Annotated in this window: 12 protein-coding genes and 1 riboswitch; of the genes, 8 read left to right on the top strand and 4 right to left on the bottom strand. The window is 36.2% G+C overall.

Annotated elements, in window-relative coordinates:
• Positions 1-59 precede the first annotated feature (59 nt).
• Entirely contained in the window at positions 60-851 is a 792-nt protein-coding gene (locus HXT27_RS05740; protein ID WP_103043117.1) for an ABC transporter permease, read from the bottom strand.
• Positions 852-1,164: 313 nt separating this feature from the next.
• On the opposite strand from HXT27_RS05740, the gene HXT27_RS05735 reads away from it, so the two are divergent.
• The 3 genes from HXT27_RS05735 (at position 1,165) to mfd (ending at position 6,716) form a co-directional block, all read left to right on the top strand.
• Positions 1,165-2,217, top strand: a complete 1,053-nt coding sequence (locus HXT27_RS05735) for an ABC transporter substrate-binding protein (RefSeq protein WP_075523405.1) — start codon at positions 1,165-1,167, stop codon at positions 2,215-2,217.
• Positions 2,218-2,470: 253 nt separating this feature from the next.
• Entirely contained in the window at positions 2,471-3,070 is a 600-nt protein-coding gene (gene pth / locus HXT27_RS05730) for an aminoacyl-tRNA hydrolase (RefSeq protein WP_103043116.1), read from the top strand.
• Positions 3,060-6,716 (top strand): transcription-repair coupling factor, encoded by a 3,657-nt coding sequence (gene mfd, locus HXT27_RS05725; protein ID WP_103043115.1) that lies wholly within the window; start codon positions 3,060-3,062, stop codon positions 6,714-6,716. Before pth ends, mfd begins: the two co-directional genes overlap by 11 nt.
• A gap of 12 nt (positions 6,717-6,728) precedes the next feature.
• On the opposite strand, the gene HXT27_RS05720 is transcribed toward mfd, so the two are convergent.
• From HXT27_RS05720 to HXT27_RS05710, 3 genes are all read right to left on the bottom strand, one after another.
• The gene (locus HXT27_RS05720; protein ID WP_075523467.1) at positions 6,729-7,463 is read right to left on the bottom strand and encodes an ABC transporter ATP-binding protein; all 735 of its coding nucleotides are present in this window, start codon (positions 7,461-7,463) and stop codon (positions 6,729-6,731) included.
• Between the two features lie 92 nt (positions 7,464-7,555).
• Complete coding sequence (locus tag HXT27_RS05715) at positions 7,556-8,548, bottom strand: ABC transporter substrate-binding protein (RefSeq protein WP_103043114.1); 993 nt, start codon at positions 8,546-8,548, stop codon at positions 7,556-7,558.
• A 49-nt stretch (positions 8,549-8,597) separates the two neighbouring features.
• Positions 8,598-9,431 (bottom strand): ABC transporter permease, encoded by an 834-nt coding sequence (locus HXT27_RS05710; RefSeq protein ID WP_103043113.1) that lies wholly within the window; start codon positions 9,429-9,431, stop codon positions 8,598-8,600.
• Positions 9,421-9,546: riboswitch (TPP riboswitch) on the bottom strand. It overlaps the preceding gene by 11 nt.
• Positions 9,547-9,965: 419 nt before the next feature.
• On the opposite strand from HXT27_RS05710, the gene eno reads away from it, so the two are divergent.
• The 5 genes from eno (at position 9,966) to HXT27_RS05685 (ending at position 15,746) form a co-directional block, all read left to right on the top strand.
• Positions 9,966-11,261, top strand: a complete 1,296-nt coding sequence (eno, locus tag HXT27_RS05705; protein ID WP_075523401.1) for a phosphopyruvate hydratase — start codon at positions 9,966-9,968, stop codon at positions 11,259-11,261.
• Positions 11,262-11,596: 335 nt separating this feature from the next.
• Positions 11,597-12,097: a 2-amino-4-hydroxy-6-hydroxymethyldihydropteridine diphosphokinase gene (gene folK, locus HXT27_RS05700; protein WP_075523400.1), complete on the top strand. Its 501-nt coding sequence runs from the start codon at positions 11,597-11,599 to the stop codon at positions 12,095-12,097.
• Between the two features lie 14 nt (positions 12,098-12,111).
• On the top strand, positions 12,112-13,245 hold the full coding sequence (gene folP, locus HXT27_RS05695) for a dihydropteroate synthase (RefSeq protein ID WP_103043112.1): 1,134 nt from the start codon (positions 12,112-12,114) through the stop codon (positions 13,243-13,245).
• 62 nt (positions 13,246-13,307) lie between these two features.
• A complete protein-coding gene (locus HXT27_RS05690; protein ID WP_103043111.1) occupies positions 13,308-13,829 on the top strand; it encodes a septum formation initiator family protein in 522 nt (173 codons plus the stop codon).
• 234 nt (positions 13,830-14,063) lie between these two features.
• A complete protein-coding gene (locus HXT27_RS05685) occupies positions 14,064-15,746 on the top strand; it encodes a DUF501 domain-containing protein (RefSeq protein ID WP_103043110.1) in 1,683 nt (560 codons plus the stop codon).
• The last annotated feature ends 12 nt before the right edge of the window (positions 15,747-15,758 follow it).

The following is a 15,758-nucleotide window of genomic DNA, read 5'->3' as shown; positions in this document are numbered from 1 at the left end:
TTTTTAGGAGATTCTATTCTAGTATCTTTTAGTATATCTTTTAGTAGATTTTAGACGATTTATAATTGATTATCAGGATCTTCATCATCGCTTTGAGGTCCTAAAAGAATCCTTTCGCATGCTCTAATAATGAGCATTAAAATTGCTGTGAGAGCAATTATTGCGATTGTAGCAGAGAAAATAAGCGGAGTTCTAAAAGAGTTATAAGCGAACTGAAGCCAAATTCCTAAACCGTTTCTAGCTCCAAGATATTCAGCTGTAGCGGCTGTTGAAAAAACATATGCTGCACTAATTCTTATTCCGCCAAAAATTTGTCTAGCTGCTACGCGTAATTTAACATGCCATAAAGTCCAAGTTTGGCTAGCTCCGCAAGTTAGCGCAACATCAGTGTAAAAACTTGGTACTGCATCCAGTCCACGAATAGTTTGTACTGCAATAGGGAATACGCTGAAAATCATGACTATTGCAATCTTCCCTGACATTTCAAATCCAAACCAAATCAAAAAAATTGGCGCAATTGAAATAAGTGGCATAGTTTGAGCTGCACAAATAAGTGGGAATAGTGCAGATTTAACAAGCTTAAAAACGTGGAAAGTAACTCCTAAAAGAATGCCTATTATAATCGCAAGCGAAAAACCAATAATAGTTTCCTGAGCTGTTATTAACACAGCTGGAAATAATGTTGGTAATGTTTCAATCGTTGCTTTAGCAATAGAAGTTGGAGTTGGAATAAGATTTTCCGATATTTTGTTGCATTCGCAAGCTAGTTGCCATAAAACTAGCACAATAACTATTGATATTGGAGTTGGCAGATATTTTATAAGAATATTCTTTAAACGCGAGCGCGCCATATAGTTCTATTCCTTTCAATAATGCAATTGCTGCCCCAATTGCGTGTTCAAGCATGTTTGAATTGTATTCATTAAATTAAACCAAGTTTAGTAAATACATTCTATTAGTACCGTTGAACCAGATTTATTTTATATTTGTCGTTTGAATAATGCATAATCTAAATGTTTCGTGAGTCAATGTGTGGCAAACTGCGCGTATTTATAAATAAACGCGGGGGCATTGAACGGCGCGGGTGAGGCCCTTATTACCGTTTTCTGCCAATCTTGTGTCACTTTCCCAGAAAACGGTAAATGAGAATAAAGTAGGGAACTCATGAATATGCGTGCTATTAAACGCTTGTTTGCAGCTTTTCTTTCGATCTGTTGTTTGTATTCATTTGCTGCATGCACATCTTCTAATCAAAATAAGAATAAGAATCTTCAAAAAGTATCTTTTATGCTTTTTTGGGCGCCTGACACAAATCATATTGGTATTTATGTAGCAAAAAATAAAGGCTGGTTTAAGGATGCAGGTTTAGATGTAGATATTCTTGCTGTTGCTCAAACTGGTTCTGAGCACGCTGTTGATAGCGGTGCTGCAGATTTTGCTCTTAGCACACTAACTAATGTTGCTGATTTTTCAACTAAGGGAGCAAATCTTGAGCAAGTAATGCAAGTTCAACAAAAGCCAAGTGCTATTTGGTGTTCTCTTGCAAAGAACAATAAGATTCATTCTCCTAAAGATTTTGATGGACGTACTTTTGCTACATTTGGCTCTGCAGAAGGTGATGCAGTGATTCGCCGTATGATTCAACATGATGGCGGTCAAGGCAAATTCGATAAAGTAACAGTTGGTACTTCTACTTTCCGCACGCTTGAATCTGGTAAAGCTGATTTTGGCGGATTTTATGGCACTTGGGAAGGTGTTCAGTCGGAGATGTTTGGACCTAAACTTCGTTGCTTTAAGGAAGGCGATTATGGTGTTCCAGGTCAGCCGGATACGATTGGCATAATAACTAATAAGAAAACAGTAGCTAATAATCCTAAGCTTGTTCGTGCGTTTGTTAAAGCTGCAAAGCGCGGTTATGAGTATGCGTATGCTCACCCAGATGAAGCTTCAGATATTCTTGTCAAAGAAGCAAAAGATGCAAATCTTGATCCAAAGTTTGTTAAGCGTAGTATGAAGATGATTGTTGATGGGCAATATTGGGGAAGTAAAGCTGATCTTAATAGTGGAAAGTTTGTTTTTGGTACAAGCGATGTTAAGGGTGCTCAAGATTACTTTAATTTCTTAAGTAAAGAAGGAGCATATACTGATTCTAACGGTAAAGTTACTAAGCAATTGCCTGATGCTAAAAAACTTTCTACAGATGAGTTTTTGAAATAGTTGAAAGTATGTTATGTGATGTTTCTTAATTAGATAATCATCAATTTTATATGATAACTAGTTTAGAAATAATTTAAAAATTATCTTACTATTGGCTAATCTCTTGCTAGAATAGGCAAAGGTATATGAGGGCGTATCGGCATAACGTTAATGTGTTATGTATTTGATTCGCCCTTTATTGTTTTGAGTTTGCGTATTGTTGTTTTAAGTTAGAAATAATAGAACAATATGAAGAAATGAAAATGGGGATATTATGGCATCAGATTTTTGGCTTATTGCAGGACTGGGAAATCCTGGCGCAAAATATGAAGGAACTCGTCATAATATGGGTTTCATGGTTGCTGACGTAATAGCTGAGCGTTGGTCAATTTCGTTTTCGGATCATAAAGGTTTAGCTAAACTCGGCAAAGGAGTTATGAATCTTGATGGTAAGATTGCAAAATTCTTTATTGCTAAGCCGCTTACTTTTATGAATGATTCTGGAGCAGCTGTATCTTCAATTAGTTCGTATTATCAAATTGAGTCAGATCATATTGTTGTAATTCATGACGATATGGATTTAGATTTTGGAAGAATTAAAGTAAAAGAGGGTGGATCTGCAGGCGGACATAATGGTATCCGCTCAATTGATCGGTCTCTTTCAACTCCTCATTATGCAAGAGTTAGAATGGGAGTAGGTCACGCTCAACGTGGAGCTCATGCGCACGATAATACTGTTAATTGGGTGTTGGGCGGATTTGCTTCAGCTCAAAAATCTGAGCTTCCTAATTTTCTTGCAGATGGTGCTGATGCTGTTGAAAGCGTGATTTTCCGCGGTCTTGCAGCAACTCAGGAGCGTTTCAATGGTCGCTGATGATGAGTATCTTAAATCTCATTTTAAGTCGAGTGAATCATTTCAGCTTCCTTACGTATTGAATGATATATGTAAAAAAGATAAAGTATTCTCTTTGCTTGCTTCAGGAGATATATACGATTATTTAGACTCAGATTTTAAGATTCCAAAATCTAAAAAATTAGATTTTGAAAGCTTTAAAAATAGTAAAAGTGAATCTAAATCACAAGAAAATAAAGTTATAGATTCAAATAATTCTAATATTTACTCTCTTACTATTAGCGCTCCTTTAGGCATAAGACCTGCTTTAGCACTAGCAGTATCTAAGATTAAACCTGTTGTGATGATCGTGCCTTCTGAGCGCGATGCTAAAGATACTGTAACATCTCTTAGAGCTTGGGATAATGGTAATGCTCACAATATTGAACAATTAGCAGCTTGGGAAACTTTACCTCACGAACGTCTTTCGCCTAGAGCAGATACTGTTGCAAATCGAATGGCTGTTTTTCGTCGTCTGTGTCATCCTAATAATAATGATTCGATGTTTGGGCCAATAAAAATACTTGTAGTCCCTGTTCGTTCTCTTATTCAGCCTGTTGTTTCTGGTTTAGGTGATATTGAGCCTTTGGTTTTTAAGCGCAATCAAGAGATTGCTATGGAATATGTAATTCGACGTCTTATAAACCAAGCATATTCTCGCGTGGAATTAGTTATGGAGCGTGGAGAGTTTGCTGTTAGAGGTGGAATTATTGATGTTTTCGTACCTACTATGAGTCACCCTATTCGTATCGAATTTTTTGGTGATGAAATAGAAACAATTAAAGAGTTTCACGCTTCAGATCAGCGTACATATGGAGAAAATATAGACAGCGTATGGGTTACGCCTTGTAGTGAATTGTTATTTGATGATGAAGTTCGTGTTCGTGCTAAAAAACTTATAGGTTCTATACCTAACGCAGAAGATATTTTAGAATCTGTTGCAAATTCTATACCTGTTGAGGGTATGGAATCTTTAATGCCTGTTCTTGCGAAGAATATGCATCCAATGTTTAATATGCTTCCTAAGAATTCAATTATTATGATTTCAGATCCAGAAAAATGTAGGAGAGCTGCAGAAGATTTATCTAGAACAGCAAACGAATTTTTGGCAGCTAGTTGGCATGTTGCTGCAACTGGTCACGGATCGGGTGCACCTATTAGCTTTGATCAAGCTAGTTTCCTTGATTTTGATTCTTCTATAAATTCTTTGTCGTATGCAAATCATGATATTTGGAATCTCACATCATTTGGTATTGATAAAACTATTCCAAATAATATTGATTTGCCAATTGAAAATGCTAAAGAATTTCGTGGCGATGCGTCTAAGATTTCTAGTGGAATATCTGGATTGATTGACGAAGGTTATAAAGTTATTGTAACAGCTTCTGCGCCGGGTGCTTTATCTCGTATATCTCGTTCGATTTATGAAACTGGTGTTGCAAGTTTTAGCAAAATTGTTTCTTGTATTTCAGATGGTTTTGTAGATACTGCTGCGAAAATTGCACTTTTTACTGAGCGTGATTTAACAGGTCATAGTGCTAGTTCTAGCCAATTGAAAACACCTCAACGCCGTAAAAAATCTATTGATTTAATGGAGCTTAAACCAGGGGATTTTGTTGTACATGAGCAGCATGGTATAGGTCGTTTTATTGGCATGAAACAGAGGGAAATATCAACAGGTAATTCTCATGCAACTAGAGAATATTTGGTTATTGAATATGCTCCAAGTAAACGAAATTCTCCTGCTGATAAACTTTTTATACCAACTGATCAGCTTGATTTAGTGAGTAAATACATTGGTGCTGAAATACCAAAGCTTAATAAGCTTGGAGGTTCAGATTGGGCTCAAACTAAAGCAAAAGCGCAAAGTCATGTCAGAGATATTGCAGAAAATCTAATCAAATTATATTCTGCGCGTGCTTCTTCAAAAGGTTTTGCTTTTAGTGCAGATACTCCTTGGCAAAAAGAGCTTGAAGATGCTTTCCCTTATCAAGAAACTCCAGATCAGTTGACTACTATTGATGAAGTAAAAGCAGATATGGAAAAGTCGATTCCTATGGATCGATTGATTTGTGGGGACGTTGGATTTGGTAAGACAGAGATTGCTTTGCGTGCTGCTTTCAAAGCTGTTCAAGATTCTAAACAAGTTGTTGTTCTTGTTCCTACAACTCTTTTAGTTCAGCAACATTATGAAACTTTTACATCTCGTTTCGAAGGTTTTCCTATAAAAGTTGCTGCTATGAGTAGATTCCAAACGTCTAAGCAGCTTTCAGAAACTATTGATGGTCTAGCTGATGGAAGCGTTGATGTTGTAATTGGAACGCATAAATTGCTTAATCCTAGTATTAAATTTAAAGATTTAGGCTTAGTGATTATTGATGAAGAGCAGCGTTTCGGTGTTGAACATAAAGAAACGTTAAAAGCTTTGCGAACAAACGTTGACGTATTAAGTCTTTCTGCAACACCTATTCCTAGAACTTTAGAAATGGCTGTAACTGGCATACGTGAAATGTCAACTTTAGCTACTCCTCCAGAAGATCGCCTTCCTGTTTTAACTTATGTTGGTTCTTATGATGAAAAGCAGGTTGTTGCGTGTATTAAAAGAGAATTGTTGCGTGGAGGACAAGTATTTTATGTTCATAATCGAGTAGAAGATATTTCAAGTGTTGCATCTAAAATTCATGAGCTTGTTCCTGAAGCAAGAGTAGCTGTTGCTCATGGTAAGATGGGCGAAAAGCAGCTTGATGCAGTAATACGAGATTTTTGGCATAGAGATATTGACGTTCTTGTATGCACTACGATTATTGAAACTGGTCTTGATATTTCTAACGCGAACACGCTTATTGTTGATCATGCAGATAGATTTGGGCTAAGTCAATTACATCAATTGCGTGGAAGAGTTGGTAGAGGACGCGAGCGCGCTTATGCTTATTTTCTTTATGATCCTTCTAAGCTTATGACTCAGCAAGCTCACGATAGATTAGCAACAATTGCTCAGCATACTTCTCTTGGTTCTGGTTTTGATGTTGCAATGAAAGATTTAGAATTGCGCGGAACAGGTAATTTATTAGGAGATGCACAAAGTGGACATATTGAGGGAGTTGGATTTGATCTTTACGTTCGTATGGTTTCTCAGGCTGTTGAAAAGTTTAAAGAGCCTGAGCGTGTGCAAGAAGTATCTACTTGTATTGATTTGCCAATAGAAGCTTCTATACCAACTTCTTATATTGACAGCGATAAATTGCGTTTAGAAGCGTATAGAAAGCTTTCTGTTGCTCGCAATGATGAAGATTTGAAGGAAATTAAAGACGAATTATCTGACCGCTACGGTAATCCTCCTAAATCTTTTGAAGCTTTGTGCGATGTTGCTAGATTGCGTTTTTCTGCTAGTAAATTAGGTATTACTCAAATTGCTGCACAAGGGAAATTCGTGAGAATTATAGGATTAAGCCCTAAAGAATCGTTGTTAATGCGTTTGAAGAGGATTTATAAGGGGATACAATATCGTCCTTTAACACATATGCTTATGATTCCTGCTCCATTTGAATCATCATTGGGTTCTGTTTCTATGAGCGAATCTGAAGTACTTGAATGGGCTAAACAATTGCTTTTAGATTTAGCTTGGTAATTTTAGTGTGATTTATTGCAATGCAAGTCTAAGTTCGTCTTCTATAATCGTATGATTTTCTGGACGTTTTTGCGAGTCAAGTTTAGTGCGGTCAATATTCCACTCTTTAGCAATAACTCCATTTTTCATCATAAGAATTCTGTCTGAAAGACGAACTGCTTCAGAAATATCGTGAGTTACCATTATTACTGTCCAGCCATGTTTTTGTTTTAAGTTATCTAAAAGATCTTGCATGTCTAATCTAGTTAAAGCGTCTAAAGCGCCAAAAGGTTCGTCTAATAATAATAATTCAGGATTATGAACTAAAGCTCGCGCTAATGAAACTCTTTGTGCTTGTCCTCCTGAAAGTTCTGAAGGCCATTTGGATTCACAATCGTTTAGTTGCATATCTTTAAGCGCGTTTTGTGCAATAGTTTTAAGATTAGATTTATTACCTTCCATTCCAAAAATCACATTTTGCCATACTGGTAACCATGGTATAAGTCGTGCATCTTGGAATCCTATTGCTTGATGTTGCGTGACTTTTATCGTTCCGCAATCTGGTTTTATTAAGTTAGAAATCACTTTAAGAAGTGTTGTTTTTCCGCAACCAGATCTACCTATAAGTGAGATAAACGTTCCACTTTGAATCGTGCACGTAATGTCTTTCAGTATTTCTTTATTTTCCTGAAAACTAACGCGTATGTGCTGAAGATTAACGCACTCATAGTTATTTGAATCGTTAATTTCAATAGAAGATTTTGCCAAATCTTGTGATTTAGTTTGCAAATCAGCATACGAATTCTTTGTTATCACGTTTATCTCACTATGTTAGAAATGTAAAGTGTGTTTGTATTTAATCACTTAGTGCAATCAATAGTTGATTTAGTGAAGTCAGGAACGGATTTAATAAATCCATATCTAACTTCCTGCTCAGCTTGTTTTGTCAACATTTCGCGACCTTTTGCATCAATTGGAAGAATGTCTGGAACGTAGAACTTTGCGACTTCTTTAAGCGTGCTTTCAGATGCACCAAATTCTTTATAAGCGTTAGTGATCACGCTAGGATCTTTCTTTGCTTTTTGGGCTTCCTTAACTAATGCGCGATACATTTTCTTAACTAAATCTGGATGCTTTTTAGCAAATGATGCAGAAACCATGTGTATAGAAACGTTTAGATTTCCATAATCTTTAGCATTAACAATTCGTTTTGATCCTGGAGTCGCTAAAGCTGCTGCTAAATTCTGGTCAAATGTTGCTAGTGCGTCAATCTTTTTAGTTGTGAAAGCTACTTGGAAGTTTTTAGGACTCATTTCAACTTCTTGAACTTTAGAAACGTCTAGTCCAGCTTTTTCAAATGAACGGTGAATTACGTAATCTCCAGTTCCACCTTTAGCTATGATTCCAATTTTCTTTCCATACAAGTCTTTTAGTGTTTTAATACCGCTATTAGGAGCTGCTACTATTCCTTGAGAATCTCCGTTGTAGTATTCAATAGCGAATGCAACCCACGGTTGATTTTTTGAAGCCCAATCAATAAAGCGAGTAGTTCCTGTTGAAGAAGCGTCTGCAGCTCCGCTATTTACTGCAGCATATGCGTCTAGTGGAGCGTAAGGTCCTGTAAATTTTACTGTTGATTTGCCAAATTCTTTTTGTGCAAAATCATCATTTTTCAAAGTTGTTAGATAATTAGCTGTTGAAAGATATGCTACACGCATAGTTCCATTGCTTGATGAAGATGATTGTTTAGATTGTTGAGCGCTACCACATGATGCAAGAGCTATTGTTGCGCAGAGGGCGCATGTTACAGCTAAAGCGCGTTTACTTATGTTTGACGCATTAAAATTAAACATAATTAGTTCCTTTTGTTTTATGTTGTTTTGGTTATTTTGTGATTATCTTTTAGTTTTTAATTTCTTCTTTTTTAGTTTTTCTTTTTCGCTTTCTTCGCTCTGGCATAAGAGCATATTCAAATATGTTTGCTGTAAATTCTGAGCTAAGACCTGCAATTGCATATAAAATAATGCATGCCATAGTTTGTTCCGGTCTAAAGAATTGTTGAGCGCGAGCAAGAATATATCCAAGTCCTATTGAAGAATTAACTGTTTCACAAGTTACTAAAGCTACCCAAGCAACAGATATTGCGAATCGTAAACCAGTCATAAAACTTGGTAATGTGCCACGAAGCAAAATCTTTGTAAAAATAGTTGATTTTTTAACGTTATAAGCTTGAGCTAATTCTAATAATTTTGGATCAATATTTCTAACTCCATCGCGGATATTTACATACATAGGTCCAAAAACTCCAACGGCGATAAGAGCAATCTTCATCATTTCATCTATTCCTAGAAAAATAATGAATAATGGAGCTAAAGCTGGGAATGGTATTGAACGTAGCATATGGCTTGGCTTGTCAATTATTGTATTGCCAAGTTTACTGCCTCCTGCGAGTAGCCCGGCTGGAACAGCGAAAGCGATACCTAATAATAGTCCTGCAATAACTCGAAAAATACTTATTGCCAATGAAGGCATAAGTATTCCTTCGTTATTTAAGTCAATAAATGCTTGCACTACCTCAAGAGGGGAAGGTAAAGCTCGATTTTCAATTGGAGAAAGTGTAGTGAAAAACCACAAAAGCAAAATTACAATTGTAGAAATCCAAATTTTGCATGAAGACAACACATTGCATACAATCTTCAATATCTTTTTTGCTTCGTCATGCGAATGGTAACTCATTCGACAATCCCTTCGATAGTGCTAACTATATCAGGTTCGACGAGTATGATCTCAGCGCAATACGCTATAAATTATTGGTTATAGCATGACATACTGCGCACCCCGTGTCCGTGCCAATTATCGCTTATGGGTATGGACAAGTGTTGTAGAATGTAAGGATTTTTTAAAAGTTGTGTAGTTTTTATTTGTGTTTTTATTTGTGTTTTAGCATGTGTATTAGCATGTGTATTAGCATGTGTATTAGCATGTCTTAGTTAAAGTTTTTGTTAAAGTTTTTGTTACATGTCTTAGTTAAAGTTTTTGTTGACTCTTATTTAAAATTTTTTGAGATTTATGAAATCTATTACAAAGTTTATTTGTTGCTCTTAAAAATGCTTTTAGTTAAAATTTTTAAGTATATTTTGATTTATTTTAGATTGTTATTTAATTTATGTGAACGTTCACGGCATAAATGTGCGATTCTATCTTATAACGTCCATAAAACGCACTAATCTTGGAAGAGTCATCACAACCCATAAGTTATAAGGAGTAGTTGTGGCAGCTATTGAAAGCGTATATGCACGCGAAATTTTGGATTCTCGTGGAAATCCTACTGTTCAAGTTTATTTGGAAACTGAAGATGGTGCTCAAGGCATCGGTTTAGTGCCTTCAGGTGCTTCAACTGGTGAAGCTGAGGCTTGGGAGCGCCGTGATGGCGACAAGTCTCGCTACCAAGGCAAGGGTACTTTGCAAGCAGTTAAGGCTGTTAACGAAGTAATCGCGCCAAAGGTTATTGGCATGGATGCCACTGATCAGCGCGCTCTTGATGAAACAATGATTGAGCTTGATGGTACTCCAAACAAGGGCAAGCTTGGTGCTAATGCTATTCTTGGAGTTTCTCTTGCTGCACTTTATGCAGCTGCTGAATCTGCAGAACTTCCATTGTATCGTTATATTGGTGGCACGAATGGTCACATTCTTCCAGTACCAAATATGAACATCATGAACGGTGGTGCTCATGCTGATTTTGCAACCGATATTCAGGAATACATGATTTCTCCATACGGCTTCAATACTTATAGTGAAGCATTGCGCGCTGGCGTTGAAGTTTACCATACTTTGAAGAACGTTTTGAAGAAGGAAGGCTTAGCTACTGGCCTTGGCGATGAAGGCGGTTTTGCTCCAAAGATGAAGTCCAATGAGGATTCATTGAAGTATATTATGGATGCAATTGCAGCTGCAGGTTATGAGCCAGGAAAGCAGATTGGTATTTCTCTTGATGTTGCTTCTTCCGAATTCTACAACAAAGAAAACGGAAAGTATCGTTTTGATGGTGAAGATCGTGAATCTGCTTATATGCTTGATTACTACGAGAAGCTCATTAACGAGTATCCAATTGTTTCCATCGAAGATCCATTCCAGGAAGAAGGATGGGATGATTGGGCAGAAATCACCAAGCGTCTTGGTGATCGTTTGCAATTCGTTGGTGATGATTTGCTCGTCACTAATCCAAAGCGTTTGGCTAAGGGCATTGAACTTGGTGCAGCTAATTCATTGCTCGTGAAGTTGAACCAGATTGGTTCTGTTACTGAAACTCTTGATGCAATTGAACTTGCAACCAAGAACGGTTTCACTTCTATGGTTTCCCATCGCTCTGGAGAAACACCAGACACTACAATTTCTGATCTCGCTGTTGCTAAGAACACTGGTCAGATCAAGACTGGTGCTCCTGCTCGTGGTGAGCGCATTGCTAAGTACAATCGCTTGCTTGAGATTGAGGAAGAGCTTGGCTCTACTGCTAAGTACGCTGGTTACGATGCTTTCAAAGCTTGCAAGAAATACGTTAAGTAGTGTTGCAAGTTAAGCATATTAAAATCTAATAAGTATTTAGTAAAAGCTATTAAATATTTATAAGACGGTCGATTGCTTTTGTAATTGACCGTCTTTGCATATTCGCTAAGTTTTATGTGTTCAATTTAACTTTCGAAGTTTTATGTGTTCAATTTAACATATATAAATAATTATATGAAAGTGTATTATTTAATAGCCGTATATAATTAAACATGGAAATGTTTGAAAAACAATTCAATTATTTGCTAATAGATAATTGAATAATTGAATATGTTATGAGTCGAACGTGTTCCTTTTTTAAAATCACAATTAGATACACTATTTTGGGGGGATTTATGAGTTCGTTAGTATACGTAAGCGCTGGAAGTAACATGGGGGATCGCTTAAAGAATCTGCAACAAGCTGTATCAATGTTAAAAGAAGATTCTCATATAAGCGGTGTTGTTGTTTCTTCCGTATATGAAACTGAGCCAGTTGGAGATATTGAGCAAGATAGTTTTTATAATATAGGTCTTAAATTCCGTACAGATTTAACTCCTTATGAGCTTTTAGATTTCATTCACGAAATAGAGCAACGTTTGCATAGAAAAAGAATCATTCGTTGGGGTCCTAGAACTATTGATTTAGATATTATTGATTACGATAGATGCGTTTTTGAAAGTGAAAATCTTACTATTCCGCATAAAGAGAGAGATAATCGCAAGTTTGTTATAATCCCATTATTAGAAATTAGTAAGGATGATCCAGAATATCATGAATTATTAGAAGAAAAATTGTCTTATATAAATGATTCTCATTGGATTAAAATTGTAAAAAGTAGCGAAGTTTTTAATTAAAGGCTGGAATATTTATGAAAATTACTTTAGTACAAAATATTGAAGCTAAAAGTTTTGCAGAGCAAGTGCTTTTAGATCAAGTTGAACAATCGCAGCAATTAGCATTGCAATGGGAAGATATTCCAGTTGATTACACTAAAAAAATAGTTGATTTTTTGTGTCATTTTGATGTTTCTTATTATGTAAAAGAATCTTGTGTTCAATTTATGTTACCTTTAATTGCGCTTAAGCCATTTTTAAGCGAATGCGAAAAATTATGGAACAATGACGCAGATTTGCTTGAAAGTATTCATAAAATTTTGCGTGAAAAATCTATAATTTGGCATGCTGGAAGATTCTGTTTTGATACTATAGACAAGCCTATTGTTTATGCGATTTTGAACATTACTCCTGATTCTTTCTATGATGGTGGAAAATATCAAAGCGAAAAAGAAGTAAAAGATCATATTGAAGAAATGATTGATGCAGGTGCTGATGTTATTGAGGTTGGTGGTCAGACAACTAAACCAGGCGGATATTTAGAAATCTCTCCAGAAGATGAAATCAAGCGTGTTATTCCAGCTATACGCTATATTCACGATAATTATCCTAAAGTAGCTGTTGCAGTAGATACTTATAAACTTCCTGTTATGAAGAAAGCTGTTGAAGAAGGAGTGGATATTGTAAACGATGTTCGCGCATTTGATACTCCTGAAAAAGTAAAACTTATGGCTGAGTCTAATGTTGGTTTAGTCACAATGCATAGCAACAGAGATAAAGAATACGATAATTTAACTAGCTCTATGTGCGAATTTTTTAAAGATAATTTGCATATGCTTATAGATGCTGGAATTGATAAAAATAGGATTATACTCGATCAAGGTATTGGCTATGCAAAAGTTGCAGATGGTGAACAAGATTATGCAATGATGCGAAACATAAATCAATTACATCGTTTCGGCAGGCCAATATTAGTTGCGATTTCTCGAAAAGGATTTGGAAAGAAATTATTTAATCTCGATAAAGAAGATAGATTGCCTGTCACTTTAGTTGCGCAATCAGCTATGTTTATGCGAGGAGGGCGAGTGATTCGAGTTCATGATGTAGCAGAAACTCGCCAATTAGTAGATATGATTGACATAATAAATCGTTCTTATTGGGTTAAATAGTGGTTTTAATATTTGATTTTATTTTGTGTTAATACGTCGAATATGACAAGTAGGTTAGAAGTATGAGTATGAGAAAACGTCGTATGGCGCTGAATGCTGATACTAAAGAAAGCAGTAAGAAAAATCTTAAATTTTTTTCTGGTCCTATAGTTTTTGCGGCTTTACTTTCTGTGATTATTTTAGGTTCTATAGAACTTATTGCTACTATTCGTAGTTATGCTCTAAGTTTAGCAGAATTCCACGCATTACAGCATGAAAAAACTTTGCTTGATGCGCATAGAAATAATTTGATTAACAATATAAATCGCTGGAATGATAAGGCTTATGTTGCTACACGTGCTAGATACAGATTAGGATTTGTGTTTCCAGGTGAGCAAGCAGTTCGAGTTGAGCATCCGGAAGCTGTAACAGGTAAAGTGCTTAATGAATTTGCAGATAGTAATTCCAATAGCAAATTGCATACTCAGCTTCCTTGGTATAGTGATTTGTCTTATGCGCTACATAAAGCAGATAAACCAGATAATTTGACTATACAATCCTATGATAAAACTATTGATAGTACTGTAACTAGAACTAATGATTGAGATAACTTTTTCTTGATTTTTCTTGATTTAGTTTGATTTAGTTTGATTTAGTTTGATTCGCAACTTGGTCTACTTGATCCGCTGATTTAGTTTTATTTAGTTAATGTAATTTTTAATTTATGTGATAAGTTTTAATTTATGTGATTGATTACTTTACTAGTATGGTTTTATTGGTTTAGTGTAAAAACAAAGATGTTTTAAGAGAATAAAATATAAAATATAGGAGTTTTGATAATGGTTTTTGATGTAGAAGATGCGTTAAATAGATTTTGTGCAACGCCTTTGCGCAAAGCAGATGTAGATATTGTACACCGTCAGCTTTCTCGTATGCCTCGTGGAATGGTAGCTGTAGGTGCTCGTTGCGTGTGTGGTCGTCCTTTAGCTGTTATAACTCGTCCGTGCTTAGAAGATGGAACGCCTTTTCCAACAACATTCTATTTAACAAGTCCTGAAGCAGTAAAAGCTGTATCTCGCATTGAAGCTGAAGGGTTTATGCGTGAATGTAATGCTCTTTTGAAAAACGATGTAAAAATTGCTGAACAATATAAAAACGCGTCTGAATCTTATAAGGCTTTTAGACATGCTTTAGCATTGAGATTAAAAGATAGCGAAGAGCATATTTTAGATATTAGCGCTGGCGGTATGCCTGATAGAGTCAAGTGTTTGCATGCTTTACTTGCTCAAACGCTTGTTATGGGCAAAGGTGTGAATCCTATTGGAGATATTGTTCTTAATAGAATTGTAGATGAGTTTAATCCTTCTGTTTGCCGTTGCACTATTCCTTGGATCGATGATGTCAGCGATGATGCTAGTGATGATGCTAGTGATGATGTAAGCGATGATGCCAGCTATGATGCTAGTAAAGTGAGTGATGATGTGAGTAAAGACGTGAATAAAGTAAGTAAATGCGAAGTTTCAAACAAATCTGTATGTGTAGCTGCTATAGATTGTGGCACGAATTCAATACGTTTAAAAATTGCTAGAGTAGATAGTCATGGTATTACAGATATTGTTCCTAGAATGTTGAGAGTTGTGCGATTAGGTGAAGGTATTGATGAAACTCATCAATTTTCTTGTGATGCTTTACAGAGAGTTAAAGCTGCAGCACAAGAGTTTGCACAAGTATTAAAAGATAATCCTGTAGATGCGATTCGTTTTGTTGCAACGTCTGCAACGCGTGATGCGAATAATCGCGATGTATTTGAGCAAATGATGATAGACGAGCTTGGAGTTAAGCCTGAGGTAATTAGCGGTACTCAAGAAGCTGAATTGAGTTTCTTAGGTGCTACAAGCGTTGTTTTAAGAGATGAGTTGCCATCACCATATTTAGTTGTTGATTTAGGTGGTGGATCTACTGAATTAGTTTTAGGCGGAGATGGCAAAACGTCTGATGCTAGAAAAGTAGTTGCATCTTATTCAATGAATATTGGATCAGTTCGCATGACTGAACGTCATCTTCATACTGATCCTCCAACTGATGATGAGATTTCTTCTGCTATTTCAGATATTGACGCTCATATTGATGAAGCTTTGAAAGTTGTTCCAGTCGGGAAGGCTCGTACGATTATTGGAGTTTCTGGATCTGTAACAACTATGACTGCGCTCGCTATGGGCTTAAAACATTATGATCATAGTGCTGTAGATGGTGCTTGCATTGGATTAGAACAAGCTTATACAGTTAATGATCGATTTTTGCGTATGTCTAGGGATCGTAGGCGTACTTATGCGACTATTCATCCTGGGAGAGTTGATGTTGTTGGCGGCGGAGCTGTAGTTTGGAGCAGAGTTTTAGAGAGAGTATCTAAAGCTGCTTATGAGGATCATGGCGGAGTTTTAGATACTTTTGTTGCAAGTGAGCATGGTTTATTAGATGGAATAACTCTAGATTTAGGCAGGAAATTACTCGCCACACGCTGATTTGTGTTTATG

This window comes from Gardnerella bivia, assembly GCF_049262715.1.
Classification (GTDB): domain Bacteria; phylum Actinomycetota; class Actinomycetes; order Actinomycetales; family Bifidobacteriaceae; genus Bifidobacterium; species Bifidobacterium vaginale_A.
Note: the sequence above shows the minus strand (reverse complement) of the source record. Positions and strands in the feature narration are given on the sequence as shown.